Below are 20,986 nucleotides of genomic sequence, written 5' to 3'. Positions count from 1 at the left end.
CACCGCTCGTCAGTAGCTCCGCGGCAGCCCCAGGACCTGGGTGCCGACGTGGGCGAGGACCAGCTCCTCGGCCACGGGGATGTTGCGGGCGATGCGGGAGTCCCGGAACAACCGCTCCACCGGGTACTCCTTCGAGTACGCCATGCCGCCGAAGGTCTGGAAGGCCTGGTTGGCCGCCTCCCACCCCACCTGCGCCCCGGTGAGCTTGGCGATGTTCGTCTCGGCGTGGCAGGGCAGGCCCCGGTCGAAGAGCCACGCGGCCTTGTAGGTCATCAGCCTGCCCAGCTCGGTCTTCGCCTTGATCTGCGCGAGCGGGAACTGGATGCCCTGGTTGGCGCCGATCGGGCGGCCGAACACCTCGCGTTCCTTCGCGTACCGCACGGCGACGTCGAGCGCGGCGTCGGCGGTGCCCACTCCCCCGGCCGCGGCGAGGATGCGCTCGGGGTTGAGGACGTCCCACAGCACCGAGAAGCCGCCGTCGACCTCGCCGAGGACGTTCCCGGCGGGCACCCGCAGGTCGTCGAAGAAGACCTGGCTGGAGGTGACGACGTTGCTACCCAGCTTGGGGATCGGGGTGTACTGCAGCGTCCCGGCGGCGACCGCCTCCTTGACGTCGACCAGGAACAGGGTGAACCCGCCGGTGCGGGGTTTCGCCTCCTCGGCGGGGATCGTGCGCGTGATCGCGATCATCCAGTCGGCGTTCTCCAGCCCGGAGATCCAGATCTTCTGGCCGTTGATCACGAAGTCGCCGCCGTCCCGGACGGCGCGGGTGCGGATGCGGAGGGCGTCGCTGCCGGCGTCGGGCTCGGTGAGGGCCATGCAGAACTGGGTGTCGCCGGACGCGAGGCCGGGCAGCAGCCGCTTCTTCTGCTCCTCGGTGCCGTGCCGGGCGAGCGTGGTCGCGCCGAAGCCGGGGGTGAGGACGTAGAGGAAGATCCCGCCGGTGCCGCCCGAGGCGGCCAGGGTCTCGCAGGCCACGGCCAGCTCGAGCATCCCCTGCCCGCCGCCGCCGTACTCCTCCGGCACGGTCAGCCCGATCCAGCCGCCGTCGGCCAGGTCCCTCCAGACCTCCCACGGGAAGCGGTGCTCCTCCTCCAGCCTCGACCAGTAGGCGTGGTCGTAGCGGGCGCCGATCGCGCGCACGCCCTCCTGCACGGCGAGGGCGGTCTCGGGGAGTGTGAAGTCCACGGCGGTCCTTCCGGTCGGCGACGGTGCGCGGTGATTCCATCATCGCCGCGCGGGCGACCCGATCCCCCACCCGTCACCCCGCACCACACCCGCCCGGCCCAACGTCGGCGCCGCCGGATCGCCCGGAGTGGCCGACGTCGCCCGGGCGGGTTAGAACTGTCTCCCGCTCGTCATGCTTCGGAGGACACGTGCACATCTGGCCCGGCTCGCCCTACCCGCTGGGCTCGACCTTCGACGGGGGAGGCACCAACTTCGCGATCTTCTCCGAGGTCGCCGAGCGCATCGAGCTGTGCCTCGTGCACGACGACGGCACCGAGGAGCGCGTGGTGCTGCCCGAGCGCAACGGCCTGATCTGGCACGGCTACCTGCCGCGCGTCGGGCCGGGGCAGCGCTACGGCTACCGGGTGCACGGCCCGTACGACCCGCACGCGGGACTGCGGTGCAACCCGTCGAAGCTGCTGCTCGACCCCTACGCGAAGGCGATCGACGGCGAGTACCGCTGGAACGAGGCGCTGTTCTCCTACCGCTTCGGCGACCCCGACTCCTACAACGACCAGGACTCGGGCCCGTACGCGATGACGTCCGTCGTGGTCAGCCCGTACTTCGACTGGCAGGACGACCGCCCGCTGCGGATCCCGTACAACGAGACGGTCGTCTACGAGGCGCACGTGCGCGGCATGACCATGCGCCACCCCGACATCCCGAAGGACGTCCGCGGCACCTACGCCGGCCTGGCGCACCCGGTGATGATCGACCACTTCCGCGAGCTCGGGGTCACCGCCGTCGAGCTCATGCCCGTGCACCAGTTCGTGCACGACTCCACACTCGACGACAAGGGCCTGCGCAACTACTGGGGCTACAACACCATCGGCTTCTTCGCCCCGCACAACGGCTACGCCTGCTTCGGCACCCGGGGCGAGCAGGTGGCGGAGTTCAAGTCGATGGTCCGGGCGCTGCACCGGGCGGGCGTCGAGGTGATCCTCGACGTCGTCTACAACCACACGGCCGAGGGCAACCACCTGGGCCCGACGCTGTCCTTCCGCGGCATCGACAACCACGCCTACTACCGGCTCGTCGACGGCGACCCGATGTACTACTTCGACACCACGGGCACCGGGAACAGCCTCAACGTCCGCCACCACGAGTCGCTGCGGCTGCTCATGGACTCGCTGCGCTACTGGGTCACCGAGATGCACGTCGACGGCTTCCGGTTCGACCTCGCCTCCTCGCTCGCCCGCGAGTTCCACGCGGTGGACCGCCTGTCCGCGTTCTTCGACCTGGTCAACCAGGACCCCGTGGTGAGCCAGGTGAAGCTGATCGCCGAGCCGTGGGACGTCGGCGACGGCGGCTACCAGGTCGGCGGGTTCCCGCCGCTGTGGACGGAGTGGAACGGGCGCTACCGCGACACGGTCCGGGACTTCTGGCGCGGCGAACCGGCCAGCCTCGGCGAGTTCGCGGCCCGGTTCACCGGTTCCTCGGACCTCTACGAGGCGGACAACCGGCGCCCGATCGCGTCGATCAACTTCGTGACCGCGCACGACGGCTTCACCCTCGAGGACCTCGTCTCGTACAACGAGAAGCACAACGAGGCCAACGGCGAGGACAACCGGGACGGGGAGAGCCACAACCGCTCCTGGAACCACGGTGCGGAGGGCCCGACCGAGGACGTGCAGGTCCACGCGCTGCGTGAGCGGCAGAAGCGCAACATCCTCACCACGCTGCTGCTCTCGCAGGGCGTGCCGATGATCGCGCACGGCGACGAGCTGGGCCGCACCCAGCAGGGCAACAACAACGTCTACTGCCAGGACAACGAGCTGTCCTGGGTCGACTGGGAGCGCGCCCGGGAGCACGAGGTGCTCACCGAGTTCGTCGGGTGCCTCACGGCGCTGCGTGCCAAGCACCCGATCTTCCGCCGGCAGCGCTTCTTCCAGGGCCGGCCCATCCAGGGGTCCAGCATGGACGACATCGCCTGGCTGCGGCCCGACGGCGCGTACATGACCGACGAGGACTGGCAGCGCCCGCAGACCCGGTCGCTGGCGATCTACCTCAACGGGCAGGGCATCCCGGACCGCGACCACCTCGGCGTGCGGATCGTGGACGACTCCTTCCTGCTGCTGATCAACACCCACCACCAGCAGGTCCAGTTCACGTTGCCCGGCGAGGAGTACGGCCGGATCTGGGAGACGGCCGTCGACACCGCGGACCCCCTGCTGGCGAACACGCGCCGGCGCACCCAGAAGGCCGGGGCGCGGATGCGGATCCAGGCCCGCTCGATGGTCGTGCTGAGGTGCGCCGTCCCGCCGTCCTGAACTGACATGTCGAACTTGACATGTCGGTCGTGACCGGAGCACACTCGTGGCGTCCGACGGGGGTGGTGGTTCGCGATGACCGAGCAGGGCGGGACGGGGATCCGCATCGGCGACGACGAGCGGGAGCGCGGGGCGGCCCGGCTGGCCGCCGAGGTGGGGACGGGGCGGCTCGACCTCGCCGAGTACGAGCGCCGGGTCGACCGGGTCTACGCGGCCCGGACCCGCAGGGAGCTCGACGCGGTCTTCGCCGACCTGCCGACGCGGCAGGCGGCGCAGCCGGCTCCGGTCCGGGCCCGACGTGTCCCGCCGGCCCCGCTCGTGGCCGCGTGGGTGCCGTGGATCGTGGTGAACGCGATCTGCCTCGTGGTGTGGGTGGCGACGTCGCTCGGCGCCGGGCACCCGCTGCCCTTCTGGCCGATCTGGGTCGCCGGGCCGTGGGGCGCGATGCTCCTCCTCGGCACCCTGTCCGGGCGCCAGGTCTGCGGCAGCCGGCCCTCCGGAAGTCGGCACTAGAACCTCGGGCGCGGCGCCGCGGGGGGTGGGCGCCGCGCCCGGGACCGGCCCGGCACCGGGTCGGCACCGCTCGGCACCGGTCAGCGGGCGGCGGCCTCGAGGATCGACCGCAGATACCCGATCTCGGCGTCGGTCCGCGGCGGGTAGAGCAGCACGTAGCCCTCGGGCAGGCCCAGCATCCGGCCCGCCAGCGGGTGGAACTCGCCCCACCGGCGGGCGACGACCACGCGGGCGTCGAGCGGGGCGAGCACGACGTGCATCGACCCGTCCGCGGGGTGGACGTGCCCGATCTCGGCGCCGCCGGTCCGCCACAGCGCGGGATGGTGCTTCTCCCAGCCGCTCGTCCGCATCTCCAGGTCGTCGCGCCCGGCGAGCTCCTCGACCACGTCCTGCAGGGCGGCGACCCGTGCCTGGTCCGCGTGCTGGGTGAGGACCCGGTGCGGGACGGGGTGCGGGCCGACCTCGGGCCGCTCCCCCGCCCGCGGGGGCAGGGTCAGCAGCCCGCGGTCGACGTCCCCGCTGCCCGCCTCCCGCCACGTGTAGGGATCGCGGGCACGCAGCCGCATCCCGCTCACCGCCAGCCACCCCACCGGGTTCGCCGGCACCCCGCCCGGGCCCAGGGCCTTCCACCGCCGGTAGTCGCGCGCGGCCCAGCCGATCCCGGCCGCCGCCGCGCCGACCACGACCCCGGCGACGCCGCTCCGTCTCGTCGTGCTCACCCGGTCCAGGGTCCCAGAGCGTCGGTACCGGTGCTCGCTCCGCACGCCCCGCTCAGAAGATCGTGTAGCCGCCGTCGATCCGGACCTCGTCGCCGGTGTGGAAGGTCAACGACGGGTCGGCGAGGTAGGCGCCGACCTCCTCGAACTCCGCCGGGTCCGCCCACCGCCGCACCGGGGTGCGCTGCGTGGTCGCGGTGCGGAAGCGGTCGTCGGCGTAGCCGCCCGAGCTCAGCCCGGTCACCGTCCACCCCGGGATCAGCGCGTTCACCCGCACTCGGTGCCGGGCCAGCTCGACGGCGAGCGTGCGGCTCAGCCCGAGCAGCCCCGTCTTGCTGGCGGCGTAGGCGGACTGCCCGACGCCGCCGAAGGCCGCGATCATCGAGCTGACGACGACGATCGAGCCGCCCGAGCCCTGGTCGACGAACCGGCGGGCGGCCTCCCGGCAGGTCAGGAACGCGCCGTCGAGGTTGACGCTCATGATCCGCCGCCAGTCCTCGAGCGAGCTCTCGACCACGGTGTGCCGGCCCGAGGTCCCCGAGTTCGCGACCAGGCAGCCCAGCGGCCCGAGCTCGGACACGGTGCGCTCCATGGCGTCGGCCACCTGGGCCTCGTCGGCGACGTCGCAGGTCAGGGCCAGGGCGCGCACGCCCAGCTTCTCCAGCCCGGCGACCGCCTCCGCGCTCTTCGCCTCGTCCCGCGCCCAGATCGCGATGTTCGCGCCGGCCTTCGCCATGCCGGTCGCCATGCCCAGCCCGATGCCGCCGTTGCCACCGGTGACCACCGCGTTGAGGCCCGTCAGGTCGATCACGCCCGCTCCCGTCCGTCGTCGCACATCCCGTCCTGATCGATCGTTCAGGACGGTTCCGATCGTGCCATCCGGAGGTGCGTCGAGGGAACGGGCGTGCGGCGGGGCGCACCCCGCCGACTAGCCTCGCCGCCGTGGAGGGTGCGAGCGAGCAGGTGCGGCAGGTCCCGGAGCACGGGCCGGCCGCACGCGAGGTCGACCAGCCCGCGCCGCAGGAGGGCCGGCTCGAGCGGGCGATCGCCGTGCAGGTGCGGCGGCTGCGCCAGGCCGCCGGGCTGACGCTGGCGGACATGGCCGTGCGCACCGGCATCTCGAAGCCGATGCTCTCCAAGATCGAGAACGCCCAGACCTCGTGCAGCCTGACCACGCTCGCCCGGCTGGCCGACGCCCTCGACGTGCCGGTGACCTCGCTGTTCCGCGGCGCCGACACCCCGCGCGAGGCGGTGTTCACCCCGGCCGGGTCCGGCGCCCGGATCGTCGCGCGCGGCACCCGTGTCGGCCACGACTACACCCTGCTGGGCGCCCTGCGCGGGCCGCACAAGCGGATGGAGGCCCACCTCGTCACGCTCACCGAGCGCAGCGAGGAGTTCCCGCTGTTCCAGCACCCCGGCACCGAGCTGCTCTACATGCTCGAGGGCGAGATGCTCTACGGGCACGGCGAGTCCAGCTACACCCTGCGCCCGGGCGACGCGCTGCAGCTCGACGGCGAGGGTGTGCACGGTCCGCGCGAGCTCGTCGCCCTGCCGATCCGGTTCCTGTCCGTGGTGGCGTACGGCGACCTGCGCGAAGGGTGACGCGGCACGCTCCGAGAACCCCGCGGGCGGTGCGTCGAACTGAGACGGGCCCGCCCCGTCCCGCGTCCTACGGTCGCCGGATGACGGTCGGCGCGCGCTCCACCGGTCCCGGCGACGAGCCGATGGTCGCGCGGTGGGGGTCGCCGCACCCGGCGGCGCCGCTGGTGCTGGTGCTGCACGGCAACGGGACCAGCGAGCACTCGATGATCGAGATCTCGCCGTGGCTGCCGCACGGCCCGGTCGCGTACGTGGCCGTCCGGGCGCCGCTGGCCGTCGAGCGCGGGTTCGCGTGGTTCGCCGAGACCGACGGGCGGCCGGACCCCACCGGGCTGGCCGACGCCGGGGACTGGCTGCTGCGCTGGCTGGACACCGAGGGCCACCCCGACCGCTGCGTGCTGCTGCTGGCCTTCCGCAGTGGCGTCGCGCTGGCCGGACACCTGATGCTGCGCGCGCCGGAGCGGTTCTCCGGCGCGGTCCTGTTGCACGGCGCCGTCCCGCTCGACCCCGAGCCGCCCCGCGGGGCGCTGCGCGGCATGCCCGTGTTCCTCGCCCACGCCGACGCCGACCCGCGCACCCCCGCGCCGCTGCTGGACCGGACCTGGGACTGGCTGCGGCGGTGGTCGGGCGCGCCGGTCCGGGTCGCGCGCACGCCCGACGGCGGGACGCTGGCGGGGTCGGTCGTCGCGGCGGCCGGCAGCTGGCTGGGCGATCGCCTCGACTTCCTCCGCGCCCACGGCGAGAACCCCCTGCCCGACGGCGAGGAGCCCACCTGGCCCGGGCTGGGCCGGCTGCCGGAGCGGGCCGGGGAGCCGCCCGACACCACGCCCGGCCTGCCCCAGCTGCCGGTCGGGCCGCCCGGCACGCGGCAGGCGGCGCTGTGGGAGCGGATCCGCGGACTCGGCCGGGCGGCGCCGGCCGTGATCGGCCCGGCGGGCACGCGGGCGTTGTTCCTGGACGGTCCCGCCGATTCCGCGGCCCTGGTCCACCCGGCGGAGAACGAGCTCGCGCACCTGCACCCGGACGGCAGCCTGCACCTCGCCCTCCCCGAGGCGCTGCTCTACGACGCCCTCGGGAAGGGCTGGGCCCTCGCCCACCCGCTCGCGGGCGTCCGGCTCGCGGCCGGGCTGGTCCTCGTCCCGGCGGCGCGCGACGACGACGAGGTTGCGGTGGCGGCCGCCCTGGTCACCGCGGCGCACCGCGCCGCGACCGGCGGCGGCCCCGCGCCGCACCTAGGCTGACCGGCATGCCGGAGCCGGACGGGGAGACCATCGCCTTCGCCCACCGCATGTTCGACCTGGCCCGGAACGGGGACGCGGCCCAGCTGGCCGCCTACGTCGACGCGGGCCTGCCGGCGGACCTGACCAACGACAAGGGCGACACCCTGCTGATCCTCGCCGCCTACCACGACCACCCGGACACGGTGCGGGCGCTGCTCGACCGCGGCGCCGACCCGGACCGCGCGAACGACCGCGGGCAGACGGCGCTGTCCGCCGCGACCTTCCGGCAGTCGGCCGAGTCGGTGCGGGCCCTGCTCGCGGCCGGCGGCGACCCCGACCTGGGCGGCCGGTCGGCGCTCGCCACCGCGGAGTTCTTCGGGCTCCCCGAGATGCAGGAGCTCCTCCGCGCCCACCGCACGGCCTAGCAGCCCTCGGCCTCCAGGCCCGCGAGCGCCGCGGCGACCGTGGGGAACGAGCGGAACCGCGCGAGCGCCTGCCGGTCCACCGTGCCCAGCCGCCCGGCGAGCGCCCCCGCCCCGACGAGGTCGAGCGTGACGCCGCTGCGGTCGGCGGCGTGCTGGGCGTGGGTGAGCGCCGCGAGCGCGCCCGGGCCGATCGAGTCGACGTCCGCGACGTCGATCAGGACGTGCCGCGTGGCGGCGTGCCCGTGCCGGGCGAGCTGGAGCCGCGCGTCGACCAGCCGGAGCAGCCGGGCGCCGGTCAGGCGGTCGAGGTGCCCGCGGAGCCGGATGGTGTACGCGCCCGGCTCCGGGACGTCGATGGCCATGGGAGCGGGATGGGCGAGCGTCATCGGCCGCCTCCTCTCGTCGAGGGCCGGGCGGCCTTCTTCACCCGTGCGTGGACCGTACCGCGTGGAGATCGCCTCCGCGCTCCGAACGTGGATCCCGGCCGGCGGGGAGCCGTCAGCTCGCCGGTCACGTCACCGTCGGTGCGGGTGAGCGCGGATTCTGTGCGTCGACGGCACCGAGGAGCGCCGTCCGTGCACACAACCGCTGATCAGCGTGGTCGACCGTCGACCATGATCGTGGTGTCCGTGCATCCAGCGCTCGGCTGTGGGCCGCTGGTGCACGCGTTCGCCGATCATGTCCCGCCTCTCCCGGCCTCGTTCGTTCGCGAGATGTCCCCATCCCGTTCACCGTCGGCGTCTCGCCATTCACCGACGATTCCGGACCGCGGCATGGACCACTCCGCGTAGTGCGTGGATACGCTCGGAGTGACCGCAATCACTCCAACATCGGATTCGGAGTCATCCCGATGGACGAGGAAGTCCTCGCACTCGCCCGCAGCGGAGGCCGGTCCCGGCACGCCGTCGCCGCCGTCGCGTCGGCCGACCGGCCCTCCTGGTGGCAGCCGCACCGGCCGCGCATCGGCAACCGCTCCTGGCGCGTGCTGCGGCTGCGCCGCACCCGCCCGGCGTTCACGCGAGCCGCGTGGTGACCGACAGCGGGTGCCGACCGCTCCGCCGGGCGCCGGCAGCGGGAGCGGCGGGTCAGGCGGCCTCGGTGGCGTGCCGGCGGCCGGCGATCGCCCCGAGCAGCTCGCGGGTGTAGTCCTCGCGGGGGTCGGTGAAGAGCTCCTCGGTGGGCCGCAGCTCCAGGAGCCGGCCCTCGCGCATCACGCCGACCCGGTGGGCGATCCGGCGGACCACGGCGAGGTCGTGCGAGATGAACAGGTAGGCGAGGCCCTGGTCGGTCTGCAGCTCCTCGAGCAGTGCGAGGACCTGCGCCTGGACCGAGACGTCCAGGGCGGACACCGGCTCGTCGCACACCACGAGGTCCGGGGACAGGGCGAGGGCCCGCGCGACGGCGATCCGCTGCCGTTGGCCGCCGGAGAGCTCCACCGGTCTGCGGGCCAGCACCGACGCCGGCAAGGCGACGCGCCCGACCAGCTCGGCCGCCCGGGCGCGCCGCTCCGCCGGACTGCCCACGCCGAACGCCCGCAGCGGCTCGGTGACGACCTCCTCGACCGAGAAGCGCGGGTCGAGCGAGGCGTACGGGTTCTGGTAGACGAGCTGGGCACGTCGGCGCAGCTCCCGCCAGTTGCGGCCCTTCACGCGGGTGATGTCGGCGCCGTCGAACCGGATCTCGCCGGCGGTCGGGTCGGCCAGCCGCAGCACGAGCCGGGCCGTGGTCGACTTCCCGGAGCCGGACTCCCCCACCAGCGCGAGCGTCTCGCCGCGGGCGATGTCGAAGGAGACCTCGTCGACCGCGCGCAGCACGCCGCGCCTCCCCTGCAGGCGGGGCAGCGGGAAGTCCTTCGTCAGGCCGCTGACCTGCACGATCGGGCGGCCGCTCGGCTGCGGCGGGATCCGCGGCGCGGGCGGGGCGGACAGGCCGGGCGCGGCGGCGACGAGCGTGCGCGTGTACGGGTCGGCCGGGTCGGCGAGGATCCGGTCGACCGGACCCTCCTCCACGATCCGCCCGCCGGACATGACGACGACCCGGTCCGCCCGGTCCGCCGCCACCCCGAGGTCGTGCGTGATCAGCAGCATCGCCGTCCCGGTCTCGGCCCGCAGCGCGTCGAGGTGGTCGAGGATCCGGCGCTGCACGGTGGCGTCGAGGGCGCTGGTCGGCTCGTCGGCGATGATCAGTCCGGGCCGGGCGGCGATCGCGATCGCGATCAGCACGCGCTGCCGCATGCCGCCGGAGAGCTCGTGCGGGTACTGCCCCGCCCGCACCTCGGGGTCGGGCAGCCCGGCCCTGGCCAGCAGCTCCACGGCCTTCAGCCGGGCGCTGCGCTTGTCGGCGAGCCCGTGGACCCGCAGCACCTCGCCGACCTGCACGCCGACGCGCTGCACGGGGTTGAGCGAGACCGTCGGGTCCTGCGGGACCAGCCCGATCCGACGGCCGCGGACCGCGCGGAAGGCCTTCTCGGACAACGCCGTCAGCTCGGTGGTGTCCGCCGAACCGCCCAGCCGGATGCTCCCGCCCTCGATCGCGCCGTTGCCCGGCAGCAGCCCGATCACGGCCTGGGCCAGCGTGGACTTGCCGGACCCGGACTCCCCGACGACCGCGACGACCTCGCCCTCCCTCACGGTCAGCGAGGCGCCGCGCACCGCGTGGATGTGCCCGCCCGCGATCCGGTACCCGACGTCGAGGCCGGAGACCTCCAGAATGCTGTTCACCGGGCCCGGCTCCATTCCCCGTCGAGCGCCCGGGAGATCCGGTTCACCGACAGCACGGTCGCGGCGATCGTCAGGCCCGGCATGGCGCAGAGCCACCACGAGGTCGCCAGGTAGTTGCGGCCCTCGGCGATCAGCGAGCCCCATTCGGGGGCCGGCGGCGGGGCGCCGTAGCCGAGGAAGGACAGCGAGGACACGGCCAGGATCGCGAGCCCGAACTCGAGCACCGCGAGCACGAGGACGGGGCCGGCGGCGTTGGGCAGCACGTGCCGCCACAGCGTCACGTACCGGCGGGTGCCGACGGCCCGGGCCGCCTCGACGTAGGTCGACCGGCGGATCCGCATCGTCTCCGCCCGCATGACCCGCGCGAAGCTCGCCACGCTCGCCACACCGACGGCGATCGCCACCTTGATCGTGCCGTAGCCCAGGGCGGTGATCAGCGCCAGGGACAGCAGGATCGCGGGGATCGACAGCAGCACGTCGACCACCCGCATCAGCGCCTCGTCGACCCAGCGGCCGACGAACCCGGCGAGCAGCCCCAGCAGCCCGCCGACGACGAGCGCCACCGCCACCGCGATCACGGTGGCCTGCAGGGACAGCGATGCCCCGTGCACCACCCGGGTGTAGACGTCCCGGCCCAGGTAGTCCGTGCCGAAGAGGTGCGCGGCGCTCGGCGGGCGCAGCTTGTCGGCCACGACGCCGACGTTCGGGTCCCCCGGCGCCAGGGCACCCGGCGCGAACGCCGCCACCAGCACGAGGAGCACCACGAGGGAGGCGACGACGAGGCCGGGCCGGCGCCCGAGGAAGCGCAGCACGCGGTGCAGGCGTTCCCGCCGGGTCGGCGGAATGGGCAGCGCGACGGACGACCCGGGCGCGGTGCCGGACGAGTCGGGAGGGCCCTCCCGGATCAGCAGCTCGGTCACGATGTCGCGGGCACCCCCTTGGCGATCCTCGGGTCGAGGACCGGGTAGATCAGGTCGACCAGCAGGTTCACGCCGACGAACACCAGGGACGCGAACAGCACGACGCCCTGCACCAGCGGGATGTCCTGCACGCCGACGGCCTGCACGGTGAGCCGGCCGAGACCGGGCCGGGTGAACACCGTCTCGACGACCACGGTGCCGGCCAGCAGGTTCCCGGCGACGTAGCCGAGCACCGTCAGGGCCGGGATGGCCGCGTTCTGCAGCGCGTGCCGCACGTGGATCGCCGCCCGCCCGACGCCCTTGGCCCGCGCGGTCTGGACGTACGGCTCGTCGAGCACCGTGGTCAGGCTCTTGGCCAGCACCTGCGCGAGCAGCGCCCCCATCGGCAGCCCGAGGGTGAGCGACGGCAGCACCAGCGCCGGGAAACCCGACGCCCCGACCGACGGGAGCCAGTGCAGGCCGAACGCGAAGACCTGCACCAGCATCAGGCCCACCCAGAACACCGGCAGCGACACCGCGAGCGACGGCAGTGCCATCAGCAGCTGCCGCAGCCAGCGCTGCGAGGTGTAGGTGGCGGCGATCGCGAGGCCGCCGCCGAGCACGACCGCGACCAGCAGCCCGCCGATCGCGATCTGCACGGTCGGCGGCAGCGCCTCGAGGATGGCGCCCCGGACGTCCTGCCCGTTCTGGATGGAGGCGCCGAGGTCGCCGTGCAGCGCCGCCCACAGCCGCGTGCCGTACTGCACGATCAGCGGCTTGTCGAAGCCGTACTGCGCCTTCAGCGCCTCGATCTGCTCCGGAGTCAGCGGTTCGCCGTCGAGCCCGCCGCTGGCCATCGTGGTGACGGGGTCACCGGGCAGCAGGTAGAGCACGACGAAGCTGACCGTGTACGCCGCCCACAGGACCGCGACCGCGGTCCCGAGGCGCCGGAGCAGGTAGCGGGGCAGGGTGCCGGGTGCGCTCATCTACTGCGCTCCGTCGTTCTTCCAGGCGTCGTGGAGCTGGATGCGGGAGGAGGCGTCGAAGGTCACGCCGTGCACGTCCTGCGCGACCGCGAGCACCGTCGTGAGCTCGGCGACCGGCACGTAGAAGCCCTGCGCGAGGAGCTCCTGCTGGGCCTGCGCGACGATCTGCGTGCGCTTCGCCGGGTCCGGCTCGGCGGCCTCCTGCTGCAGCAGCGCCTCCAGCGGGCTCGGCGGCACCCGGTAGTAGTTCGCGCCGGCGGTGGAGAAGGAGCTGCGCAGGATGTCCGGGTCGGCGCGGGTCAGGTTGCCCCAGATCGCGACGAAGTCGCCCGAGGACTGGATCGTGGGGAACTGGGCGATCGGGAACTCCTGGACCTGCAGGTCGATCCCGGCGGCCTTGGCCTGCTGCTGGATCAGCTCGAGGCTCGGCTTGTTGGTCCCCGCGTTGTTGGCGAAGGACAGCGGGAAGCTCAGCCGCTGCCCGTCCTTGACCCGGATCCCGTCGGGGCCCGGGGCCCAGCCGGCCGCGTCGAGCGTCGCCTTGGCCTTCTCCAGGTCGAACCCGAGGCCGGCCGACTCGTCCGCGTACGACGGGGTGGTGGAGGCGAGCACGCTCGTCGCCGGCGTGGTCTGCGAGGTGTAGACCGCCCCGACGACCTCCTGCCGGTTGATCGCCAGCGACAGGGCCTGCCGCACGGCCGGGTCCGACACGATCGGCTTGGTGAAGTTGAAGCCGATGCCGAAGGTGATGCCCGGGTTGGAGCGGGCCAGCAACTGCGCGCCGGCGTCGGAGAGCGGTGCCTCGTCCTGCTGGCCGATGCTGCCGATCGCGTCGACCTCGCCGGACTGCAGGCTGCCGGTCCGCACGCCGGACTCCGGCACGATCCGGAACTCGACGGTGTCGAGGTAGGCCTCGCCCTGGTGCGCGAAGAGCGCCGAGCCCCAGTTGTAGCCGGGCCGCTTGGCGAGCGTCAGCGACGCGTTCTTCACGTAGTTCTGCACGGTGAACGGGCCGGAGCCGATCACCGAGGCGCAGCGCTCGTCGTCGGACTTCACGACGGTCGCCGGGGACAGGATCCCCAGGCTGTGCGTCGAGGTGCCCTGCAGGAACTGCACGTTGGGCCGGCTGAAGTTCACGGTGAACTGCGTCGGGCTCGTGACGGTGGTGCCCTGGTAGCCGGCGAGGTAGCCCTTGGGGAGCGTGCCACGGGCGCCGATCTGCGGGACCCGGTCGAGGTTCGCCTTGACCGCGTTCGCGTCGAGCGGGGTGCCGTCGGAGAAGGTCACGCCGTCGCGCAGGGTGAAGGTGTAGCTCTTCGCGTCGGGCGAGGTCTGCCAGGAGGTCGCCAGCCAGGGCTCGAGCTCCCCGGTCTGCGGGTCCTGGTCGGTGAGCGAGTCGACGATCTGGCGCAGCGAGTAGATCGTGTCGTTGCTGCCGACCTGCTGCGGGTCCACGCAGCCCTGGTCGCTGGACACGGCGAAGCGCAGGGTGCCGCCGGGCCGGGGCGGTCCGGCGTCGGCGCCGGACGTGGCGCCCCCGGAGCCGCCGCAGGCGGCGAGCGCCACGGCGGCGGCGGAGAGCAGGGCCGGCAGCAGCAGGGCCCGGCGGGATCTGGCGGTCATCGGGTCGTCCTTCGGGGAGGGCGCCCGGACCGGCGGGCGTGCCGGTCCGGGAGGGGACGGGGGTCAGGAGGCGGTGCGGGCGGCGGCCGGCGGCTCGCCGAGGCCCGCGGGCGGGCGCAGGCCGAGGTGCTCCCGCAGCGTGGAGCCGGTGTAGCGGTCGCGCAGGACGCCGCGGTCGCGCAGCTGCGGGACCACCTTCTCGACGACCTCGTCGAGGCCCGCGGGGCTGACGTACGAGCCGAGGATGAAGCCGTCGACGGCGTCGTTCTGCACGTACCGGTCGATCTCGGCCGCGACCTGCGCCGGCGTGCCGACGAACTCGGCCCGGTCGAACACGTGCGTGACGACCTCGCGCAGCGACCAGCCGTGCTCGCGGCCGAGCGCGCGCCAGGCCTCGGCCGTGCCGTGGGCGTCCTGGGTCAGCGGGGCGCGCCCGCGGATCCACTTCGGCGCGTCGGGCGTGGGGTCCAGCTCCGGGACCGGCCCGTCCGGGTCGACCTGGGAGAGGTCGCGGTTCCACACCATCTCGGCCAGCACGATCGCGGTGAACGGGTCGACCTGCCGACTGCGGACGTCCCGGTGGCGGTCGCGGGCCTCGGCCTCGGTGTCACCCAGGATCACCGACGCCGACGGCAGGATCTTGACCTGGTCGGGGTCGCGGCCGACCTTCGCCACCCGCGCCTTGACGTCGGCGTAGAAGGCCCTGGCCTCGTCGAACTTCTGGTAGCGGGAGAAGATCGCGTCGGACCGCGAGGCCGCGAAGTCCCGGCCGGCCGGCGACTCCCCCGCCTGCAGCACCACGGGATGGCCCTGCGGGCTGCGCGGGGTGCTGAAGCGCCCGGCGATGTCGAACTGGGCGCCGCGGAAGGCGAAGTCGCCCACGTGCCCGTCGCGCAGGAACCGTCCGCTCGCCGGGTCCGCCACCACGGCGTCGGAGCCCCAGGAGTCCCACAGCGCCCGGACGGCGTCGAGAGTCTCCCCCGCGCGCTCGTACCGCTGGGAGTGCCCCAGGTAGCCGCCGCGCCGGAAGTTCTCGCCGGTGTCCGCGTCGGAGCTGGTCACGACGTTCCACGCGGCCCGCCCGCCGGACAGGATGTCCAGCGTCGCGAACTTGCGGGCCAGCTCGTAGGGCTCGTTGAACGTCGAGTTGATCGTGCCGGCGAGTCCGATGTGCTCGGTCACGGCGGCCAGCGAGGCCAGGACCGTGAACGTGTCCGGCCGCCCGACGACGTCCTGGTCGAAGACCTGCCCGCCGCGGGTGCGCAGCCGCAGCCCCTCGGCGAGGAACAGCAGGTCGAACGTGCCGCGCTCGGCCGTGCGGGCCCAGTGCTCGAAGGACGCGAAGTCGATGTGGCTGCCCGACGCCGGGTCGCTCCACACGGTGTCGTGGTTGACGCCCGGGAAGTAGGCCCCGAGGATCACCTGCTTCCTGGTCACGCGGCCACCCCCGCGTACCGGCTCGCCGGGCGTTCCAGGCCGAAGCGTTCGCGCAGCGTCCCCGGCCCGTAGGCGGTGCGGAACAGGCCGCGCTCCTGCAGCTGCGGGACCAGCCGGTCGACGATCGCGTCGAGGTCGGTGGGCAGCACGGCCGGCCGCAGCCGGGAGCCGTCGACCCCCTCGTCCCGCCAGGACTCCAGGAGGTCGGCGAGCGCGGTCGGGGTACCCGCCAGCACCGCGGCGTCGGAGCGCAGCGGGCCGTGCTCCTCCAGCCGGCGGAGCCGGGCGTGGGCCGCGTCGGCGTCGGTGTCGAGGACCACGACGAGGTCCGCGAGCACCCGCAGCGGCGGGAGCGTGCGGCCGACCGCGTGCTGGGCGGCGCGGATCTCGCCGAGGATCGCCGGGATGTCGGCCGCGCCCTGCGGGGTGGTGAACACCACGTCCGCGGCCCGGGCGGCCAGCTCGTACGCGGCCCGGGCGTGGGCGAGCGCGACGACCAGCGGTTGGCCCTGCGGGGACCGCGGCACGATCCCCGGCCCGCGGACCGAGAAGAAACGCCCCTCGAAGTCGATCGTGTGGATCTTGTCGCGGTCGAGGAAGCGGTTCGTGGCGGCGTCGCGGATCTCGGCGTCGTCCTCCCAGCTGTCCCACAGCCGCCGGACGACCTCGACGGCGTCGGCCGCCTCCTCGAACAGGTCCGCCACCGCGGCGACCGTCTCCGGCGTGTCGAGCGTCTCGCGGCGGATCTCCGGCAGCATGCGGCGGCCGAAGTGGGCCGCCTCGTCGGCGCGGGCCGAGGTCTGCACCCGCCATCCGGCCCGGCCGTGGCTGTCGTGGTCCAGCGTGGAGATCGCCGAGGCGATGTGGAAGGGCTCGGTGTGCGTGGTCGTGACGGTCGGGACGAGCCCGACGTGCCGGGTCAGCGGCGCGACGAACGCGGCGACCAGCTCGGCGTCGAGCCGCCCGCGGACCTGGTCGGTGCGGCGGTCGGCCCCGTCGATCCCAGCCGCGAGGTGGTCGCCGGACTGCAGGCCCAGGCCGTCCTCGATCGTGACCAGGTCGAGCAGGCCGCGCTCGGCGGCGCGGGCCAGGGCCGCCCAGTAGCGGGCGGTGAAGAGCAGATCGGGGCGGGCGCCGGGCTCGCGCCAGGCGGCGGGGTGCCAGCCGGCGCCGTCGAGCGCGACGGCCAGATGGATGGGGGCCATGCGGGCAGACCTCTCCTGCGGGAGAAGGGACGGGGGATCGGGACCTCGTCAGGCCCGACAGCCCGCGCTGGCCGTGCGCAGGAGATCCACGTGGCGCCGCTGCACCCCGACGAACATCGCTCCTCCATCGCTCCCGGCTTTAGCACCCGCACCCGTGGGACGGGGGGTTGCTGCGGCGTCGTCGAGCCAGGTCTCTCGGCCGCTCTGGATGGTGTGGCCCCGTGGGGCCGTCCTCACTGTACGGATCAGGAGGGCGCCCCCGTCAATCCTCCGGGTGACGAGTGTGACCGAGGCCGCGTTCGATTGTCCGGACAGGACACAACTGACGTTCCACCAGGGAGAACGCGGCGCCGATGCGGCCCGCGAAGGTCCGGACGAAAGGCGCTCAGTGCCGCCCGAGCAGGGTGTCCGAGACGTGCTCGAGGTGGGTGCGCATGGCGTCGGCGGCGGCCCGGGAGTCCCGGTCGCGCAGCGCGTCGACGATCGCGGTGTGCTCCTCGTGGTAGCACCGCCGCAGCTCCGGGGTGGACGTCCGCCGCTTGAGGGTGCCCCAGACCGGCAGTGAGCGGGCGGTGTCGAGGACGCCGAACATGTTCATGAGCAGCCCGTTGTGCGCGGCACGGGCGATCTCGCGGTGCAGCCGCCCGTCCCAGGACTCGAAGGCCTCGAACCCCGCGGCCGCCCCGCCCCCGGCGAGGCACTCCCCGATCCGCTCTAGGTCGACCTGCGTGGCGACCCGCGCGGCGAGCGCCGCGACCTGCGGCTCCAGCAGCAGCCGCACCTGCATGATCTCCGCGGGACTGGTGTCGGCGGGCGCCCCGTCGACCCGCCGCACGGCGGTCTCGGTGAGGAAGGTTCCCCGTCCGACGTGCCGGACCACCACCCCGTCGCGTTCCAGGGCGTCCAGTGCGCGGCGGACCGCGCTGCGCGGGGCCTCGAGCCGTTCGACGAGGTCCCGCTCGGTGGGCAGCTTCGACCCCGGCCCCCAGGTGCCCGCCTCGGCGCCCTCGGCGAGCAGGGTGCGCAGGGACTGCTCGACGGTCGTCACGCGGACACCGTAGCAAACCAATCGAGACCAATGGAGCCGCCCTCTCGACACCGGTTCTGCGGTCCGCGTACGGTCACCGCTGGTCGAATTGGTTCAATTGGTTCAGATTGGTTGCACATGAGGCTGGTGACCTTCGCGGCGGGGTCGGAGAACCGCGTCGGTGTGGTCGACGGGGCGGACGGGGCCGAGCTCGTCCGGGACGTCACCCCGCTGCTGCCCGCGGGCGCGGGCGTGCGGCAGGTGATCGAGCGATGGGCCGAGCTCGGCCCGGTCCTGGCGGAGCACGCGGGCGCGCTGCCCGGCGTGCCGCTCGGCGAGGTGGAGCTGCGCGCCCCGCTCGCCCCACCCCGGGACGTCTTCTGCGTCGGCAAGAACTACCGCGCCCACGTGGCCGAGTTCGGCCGCAGCGGCTACGACCGGCCGGACCGGTCGGAGGCGCTGCCCGAGCACCCGGTCGTCTTCACCAAGGCGACGACCGCGGTGACCGGCCCGCACGCCGACGTCGAGGCGCACCGCGGCGTCACCGCGGAGCTGGACTACGAGGCCGAGCTGGGCGTGATCATCGGCCGCGGCGGGCGCGGGATCACCCGCGAGGCGGCCTGGGACCACGTCTGGGGCTACACCGTGGTCGACGACGTGACTGCCCGGGACCTGCAGCGCAGGCACAGCCAGTGGGTGATCGGGAAGTCGCTCGACACGCACTGCCCGTTGGGGCCGTACGCCGTGTCGGCCGACGAGATCCCGGACGTCGCCGCGCTGCTGGTGGAGAGCCGGGTCAACGGCGAGCCGCGGCAGTCCGCGCCGGTCAAGGACCTGATCTTCGACATCCCCGAGCTTGTCGCGACCCTGTCGGCCGGGATGACCCTGCTGCCCGGCGACGTGATCGCCACCGGCACACCCGCGGGCGTGGGGATCGGCTTCGACCCGCCCCGCTTCCTGGCTCCCGGGGACGTCGTCGAGGTGTCCGTGACCGGGCTCGGCCGCCAGCGCAACCGGATCGTCTGAGGAAGGAATCTCCGTGCACGTCAACGGGAAGGACCTCGCCGTCGAGGTCGAGGGCGAGGGCCCGGCGGTCCTGCTGGTCCACGGGCTGGGCGGGACGTCGAACTTCTACCAGGTCCAGGCCGACGCGCTGGCCGCGTCGCACCGCGTGGTGCGGGTCGACTCCGCCGGCGCCGGCCGCTCCCCCGTCGCCGACGGGATCACCGTGGAGTCGCACGCCGACGACCTGGCCGAGGTGCTCGACGCCCTCGGGATCGAGTCGGCCGCGGTCGTCGGGCACTCGATGGGCACCCTCGTCGTGCGGGCGCTCGCCGCCCGGCACCCGTCGAAGGTCACCGCGCTCGCCCTGCTCGGGGCGGTCCGCGAGCCCGCCGAGGCCGGGCGGCAGGCCCAGCGCGACCGGGCCGCGGTGCTGCGCGACAAGGGCACCGCCGCCGTCGCCCCCGGCGTGGTGGCCAACGCCCTGTCCGAGACCACCCGCCGGGACAAGCCCGAGGTCGCCGCGTTCGTCCGGGAGCTGGTCATGCGCCAGGACCCCGAGGGCTACGCGCGCAACTGCGAGGCGTTGGCCGCCGCGACGGACCCGGGCCCGGTGGACCCGGCGCTCCCCCTGCTGCTGATCACGGGCGACGACGACAAGGTCGGCCCGCCCGACGCGAGCCGTGAGCTCGCCGACGCCCACGGCTCCGCCGTCGTCGAGGTGCTGCCCGGCGTCGGCCACTGGACCGCGCTCGAGGCCGCCGGCCCCGTCACCGACCACCTGCTCAAGTTCCTGTAGACCCCGACCGAGGAGTGGCAACGATGCCCGCTGGATCCGTTCTGTTCCGTGACGTCTCGATCCTCGACTCCACCGGCGCCGACCCCTACCGCGGGGACGTCCTGGTCGAGGGCGACCGCATCGCCGCGGTCGGCACCGTCGACCCGGCCCGCGCCGAGGGCGCCCGCGTGGTGGAGGGCCGCGGCCGGACCCTGATGTCCGGGCTCTGCGACGCCCACACCCACTTCACCTGGAACAACTCCGCCGACCTCGACGGCCTGGGCACCATGCCGGTCGAGGAGCACCTGCTCTTCGCGATCGAGTCCGCCCGGACCTACATCGACTCCGGCTACACCATGTGTCTCGGCGCGGCGTCGGCGAAGGACCGGCTGGACGTGGTGTGCCGGGACGCGATCAACGCCGGCCGCATCCCCGGCCCGCGCTACCTGGCCAACGGGCCGGAGATCGCCGTGACCGGCGGCGCGCTGATCAAGTCGATCACCAAGTTCGCCGACGGGCCGGAGGGCATGCGCAAGGCCGTTCGCGAGCTGATCGACATCGGGGTCGACCAGATCAAGCTGTCCATGACCGGCGAGGAGATCACCGGCACCCAGCGCGCCGAGGACACCTACTTCTCCGACGAGGAGGTGGCCGCCGCCGTGGCCGAGGCGCACCGGCGCGGCAAGCGGGTCTGCGCCCACGCCCGCAGCGCCGAGAGCGTGAAGATGTGCGTGCGCCACCACGTCGACGTCATCTACCACGCCAGCTTCACCGACGCCGAGGGCATGGACATGCTCGAGGCCAACAAGGACTGGGTGTTCGTGGCGCCCGGGATCAACTGGCTCGTCGCCACCCTCTACGAGGCCGAGGCCTTCGGGTTCCCGCAGGAGGCCGCCGAGGCCGTCGGGTACAAGAAGGAACTGGAGATGGCGATCGCGGGGCTGCGCGAGATGCACCGGCGCGGCATCAAGGTGCTGCCGGGCGGCGACTACGGCTTCGCCTGGACCCCGCACGGCACCTACGCCCGCGACCTGCAGCACTTCGTGGAGCTGCTGGGCTTCACCCCGATGGAGGCGATCATCTCCGCCACCGCCCGGGGCGGCGAGATCATGCTGCGGCCCGACGAGCTGGGCAAGGTGCAGCCCGGCTACCTCGCCGACCTCCTGCTGGTCGACGGCGACCCGCTCGCCGACATCACCGTCCTGCAGGACCAGTCGAAGCTGCACTACATCATGAAGGACGGGAAGTTCCACAAGGAGGCGAGCGTGGAGGCCGCGCCCACGCCGCCGCTGCCCGGCAACGTCGACCGCAACCGCGCCCCCGCCGGCCTCTGAGCAGC

General features: G+C 73.8%; 20 protein-coding genes and 1 riboswitch. Of the genes, 9 read left to right on the top strand and 11 right to left on the bottom strand.

Features of this window, described 5'->3' with window-relative positions:
* Positions 1-9: 9 nt before the first annotated feature.
* Positions 10-1,188 carry an acyl-CoA dehydrogenase family protein gene (locus tag PKE99_RS30655; protein WP_037051547.1) on the bottom strand — a complete coding sequence of 393 codons (1,179 nt, stop codon included), beginning with the start codon at positions 1,186-1,188 and terminating at the stop codon, positions 10-12.
* 188 nt (positions 1,189-1,376) lie between these two features.
* On the opposite strand from PKE99_RS30655, the gene glgX reads away from it, so the two are divergent.
* Complete coding sequence (glgX, locus tag PKE99_RS30650) at positions 1,377-3,497, top strand: glycogen debranching protein GlgX (RefSeq protein WP_037051550.1); 2,121 nt, start codon at positions 1,377-1,379, stop codon at positions 3,495-3,497.
* Positions 3,498-3,572: 75 nt separating this feature from the next.
* A complete protein-coding gene (locus tag PKE99_RS30645; RefSeq protein ID WP_037051553.1) occupies positions 3,573-4,010 on the top strand; it encodes a DUF1707 SHOCT-like domain-containing protein in 438 nt (145 codons plus the stop codon).
* An 80-nt stretch (positions 4,011-4,090) separates the two neighbouring features.
* On the opposite strand, the gene PKE99_RS30640 is transcribed toward PKE99_RS30645, so the two are convergent.
* Positions 4,091-4,729 carry a luciferase domain-containing protein gene (locus PKE99_RS30640; RefSeq protein WP_156068013.1) on the bottom strand — a complete coding sequence of 213 codons (639 nt, stop codon included), beginning with the start codon at positions 4,727-4,729 and terminating at the stop codon, positions 4,091-4,093.
* A gap of 52 nt (positions 4,730-4,781) precedes the next feature.
* Entirely contained in the window at positions 4,782-5,537 is a 756-nt protein-coding gene (locus tag PKE99_RS30635; protein ID WP_037051556.1) for an SDR family NAD(P)-dependent oxidoreductase, read from the bottom strand.
* Positions 5,538-5,668: 131 nt separating this feature from the next.
* Here PKE99_RS30635 and PKE99_RS30630 point away from each other — a divergent pair, with 131 nt between their 5' ends.
* The 3 genes from PKE99_RS30630 (at position 5,669) to PKE99_RS30620 (ending at position 7,970) form a co-directional block, all read left to right on the top strand.
* Positions 5,669-6,328 carry a helix-turn-helix domain-containing protein gene (locus PKE99_RS30630; protein WP_231498387.1) on the top strand — a complete coding sequence of 220 codons (660 nt, stop codon included), beginning with the start codon at positions 5,669-5,671 and terminating at the stop codon, positions 6,326-6,328.
* 80 nt (positions 6,329-6,408) lie between these two features.
* A complete protein-coding gene (locus PKE99_RS30625) occupies positions 6,409-7,566 on the top strand; it encodes a luciferase domain-containing protein (RefSeq protein WP_051738078.1) in 1,158 nt (385 codons plus the stop codon).
* A 5-nt stretch (positions 7,567-7,571) separates the two neighbouring features.
* A complete protein-coding gene (locus PKE99_RS30620) occupies positions 7,572-7,970 on the top strand; it encodes an ankyrin repeat domain-containing protein (RefSeq protein ID WP_037051559.1) in 399 nt (132 codons plus the stop codon).
* On the opposite strand, the gene PKE99_RS30615 is transcribed toward PKE99_RS30620, so the two are convergent.
* A complete protein-coding gene (locus PKE99_RS30615; protein WP_156068015.1) occupies positions 7,967-8,356 on the bottom strand; it encodes an STAS domain-containing protein in 390 nt (129 codons plus the stop codon). The genes PKE99_RS30620 and PKE99_RS30615 overlap by 4 nt on opposite strands.
* A gap of 464 nt (positions 8,357-8,820) precedes the next feature.
* Here PKE99_RS30615 and PKE99_RS30610 point away from each other — a divergent pair, with 464 nt between their 5' ends.
* The gene (locus PKE99_RS30610) at positions 8,821-9,003 is read left to right on the top strand and encodes a hypothetical protein (protein WP_037051565.1); all 183 of its coding nucleotides are present in this window, start codon (positions 8,821-8,823) and stop codon (positions 9,001-9,003) included.
* Between the two features lie 52 nt (positions 9,004-9,055).
* Here PKE99_RS30610 and PKE99_RS30605 read toward each other — a convergent pair whose 3' ends face one another.
* The 7 genes from PKE99_RS30605 to PKE99_RS30575 all read right to left on the bottom strand — a co-directional run bounded on the left by PKE99_RS30605 (position 9,056) and on the right by PKE99_RS30575 (position 17,888).
* Positions 9,056-10,705, bottom strand: a complete 1,650-nt coding sequence (locus PKE99_RS30605; RefSeq protein ID WP_037051568.1) for a dipeptide ABC transporter ATP-binding protein — start codon at positions 10,703-10,705, stop codon at positions 9,056-9,058.
* Positions 10,687-11,610 carry an ABC transporter permease gene (locus tag PKE99_RS30600; RefSeq protein ID WP_037051569.1) on the bottom strand — a complete coding sequence of 308 codons (924 nt, stop codon included), beginning with the start codon at positions 11,608-11,610 and terminating at the stop codon, positions 10,687-10,689. Before PKE99_RS30600 ends, PKE99_RS30605 begins: the two co-directional genes overlap by 19 nt.
* Positions 11,607-12,575, bottom strand: a complete 969-nt coding sequence (locus tag PKE99_RS30595) for an ABC transporter permease (RefSeq protein WP_231498388.1) — start codon at positions 12,573-12,575, stop codon at positions 11,607-11,609. Before PKE99_RS30595 ends, PKE99_RS30600 begins: the two co-directional genes overlap by 4 nt.
* On the bottom strand, positions 12,576-14,198 hold the full coding sequence (locus PKE99_RS30590) for an ABC transporter substrate-binding protein (RefSeq protein WP_037051571.1): 1,623 nt from the start codon (positions 14,196-14,198) through the stop codon (positions 12,576-12,578).
* A gap of 63 nt (positions 14,199-14,261) precedes the next feature.
* On the bottom strand, positions 14,262-15,635 hold the full coding sequence (locus tag PKE99_RS30585) for an NtaA/DmoA family FMN-dependent monooxygenase (protein ID WP_037051573.1): 1,374 nt from the start codon (positions 15,633-15,635) through the stop codon (positions 14,262-14,264).
* Positions 15,632-16,840: an LLM class flavin-dependent oxidoreductase gene (locus PKE99_RS30580; RefSeq protein ID WP_037051575.1), complete on the bottom strand. Its 1,209-nt coding sequence runs from the start codon at positions 16,838-16,840 to the stop codon at positions 15,632-15,634. Before PKE99_RS30580 ends, PKE99_RS30585 begins: the two co-directional genes overlap by 4 nt.
* 121 nt (positions 16,841-16,961) lie before the next feature.
* A riboswitch (SAM riboswitch) is annotated at positions 16,962-17,055 on the bottom strand.
* A 170-nt stretch (positions 17,056-17,225) separates the two neighbouring features.
* Positions 17,226-17,888 carry a FadR/GntR family transcriptional regulator gene (locus tag PKE99_RS30575; RefSeq protein WP_037051577.1) on the bottom strand — a complete coding sequence of 221 codons (663 nt, stop codon included), beginning with the start codon at positions 17,886-17,888 and terminating at the stop codon, positions 17,226-17,228.
* Between the two features lie 117 nt (positions 17,889-18,005).
* Between PKE99_RS30575 and PKE99_RS30570 the strand changes: the two genes are divergently transcribed.
* Genes PKE99_RS30570 through PKE99_RS30560 form a run of 3 tightly spaced genes read left to right on the top strand, consistent with a single transcriptional unit; the run spans position 18,006 to position 20,981 of the window.
* Positions 18,006-18,893, top strand: a complete 888-nt coding sequence (locus PKE99_RS30570; RefSeq protein WP_037051579.1) for a fumarylacetoacetate hydrolase family protein — start codon at positions 18,006-18,008, stop codon at positions 18,891-18,893.
* Between the two features lie 13 nt (positions 18,894-18,906).
* The gene (locus PKE99_RS30565; RefSeq protein WP_051738079.1) at positions 18,907-19,668 is read left to right on the top strand and encodes an alpha/beta fold hydrolase; all 762 of its coding nucleotides are present in this window, start codon (positions 18,907-18,909) and stop codon (positions 19,666-19,668) included.
* A gap of 23 nt (positions 19,669-19,691) precedes the next feature.
* Positions 19,692-20,981, top strand: coding sequence for a metal-dependent hydrolase family protein (locus PKE99_RS30560; protein WP_037051584.1), 1,290 nt, complete (start codon positions 19,692-19,694; stop codon positions 20,979-20,981).
* Positions 20,982-20,986 lie beyond the last annotated feature (5 nt).

Origin of the sequence: Pseudonocardia halophobica, from assembly GCF_027922425.1 — a bacterium.
GTDB classification, from domain to species: domain Bacteria; phylum Actinomycetota; class Actinomycetes; order Mycobacteriales; family Pseudonocardiaceae; genus Pseudonocardia; species Pseudonocardia halophobica.
Note: the sequence above shows the minus strand (reverse complement) of the source record. Positions and strands in the feature narration are given on the sequence as shown.

What these genes read in the sequence shown, in the direction of transcription:
- PKE99_RS30625 (WP_051738078.1), top strand. Translation starts at nt 6,409, where the DNA reads ATGACGGTCGGCGCGCGCTCCACCGGTCCCGGCGACGAGCCGATGGTC.
- PKE99_RS30560 (WP_037051584.1), top strand. Translation starts at nt 19,692, where the DNA reads ATGCCCGCTGGATCCGTTCTGTTCCGTGACGTCTCGATCCTCGACTCC.
- PKE99_RS30570 (WP_037051579.1), top strand. Translation starts at nt 18,006, where the DNA reads ATGAGGCTGGTGACCTTCGCGGCGGGGTCGGAGAACCGCGTCGGTGTG.
- PKE99_RS30615 (WP_156068015.1), bottom strand. Translation starts at nt 8,356, where the DNA reads ATGACGCTCGCCCATCCCGCTCCCATGGCCATCGACGTCCCGGAGCCG.
- PKE99_RS30605 (WP_037051568.1), bottom strand. Translation starts at nt 10,705, where the DNA reads ATGGAGCCGGGCCCGGTGAACAGCATTCTGGAGGTCTCCGGCCTCGAC.
- PKE99_RS30580 (WP_037051575.1), bottom strand. Translation starts at nt 16,840, where the DNA reads ATGGCCCCCATCCATCTGGCCGTCGCGCTCGACGGCGCCGGCTGGCAC.
- PKE99_RS30595 (WP_231498388.1), bottom strand. Translation starts at nt 12,575, where the DNA reads ATGAGCGCACCCGGCACCCTGCCCCGCTACCTGCTCCGGCGCCTCGGG.
- PKE99_RS30620 (WP_037051559.1), top strand. Translation starts at nt 7,572, where the DNA reads ATGCCGGAGCCGGACGGGGAGACCATCGCCTTCGCCCACCGCATGTTC.
- PKE99_RS30645 (WP_037051553.1), top strand. Translation starts at nt 3,573, where the DNA reads ATGACCGAGCAGGGCGGGACGGGGATCCGCATCGGCGACGACGAGCGG.
- PKE99_RS30590 (WP_037051571.1), bottom strand. Translation starts at nt 14,198, where the DNA reads ATGACCGCCAGATCCCGCCGGGCCCTGCTGCTGCCGGCCCTGCTCTCC.
- PKE99_RS30610 (WP_037051565.1), top strand. Translation starts at nt 8,821, where the DNA reads ATGGACGAGGAAGTCCTCGCACTCGCCCGCAGCGGAGGCCGGTCCCGG.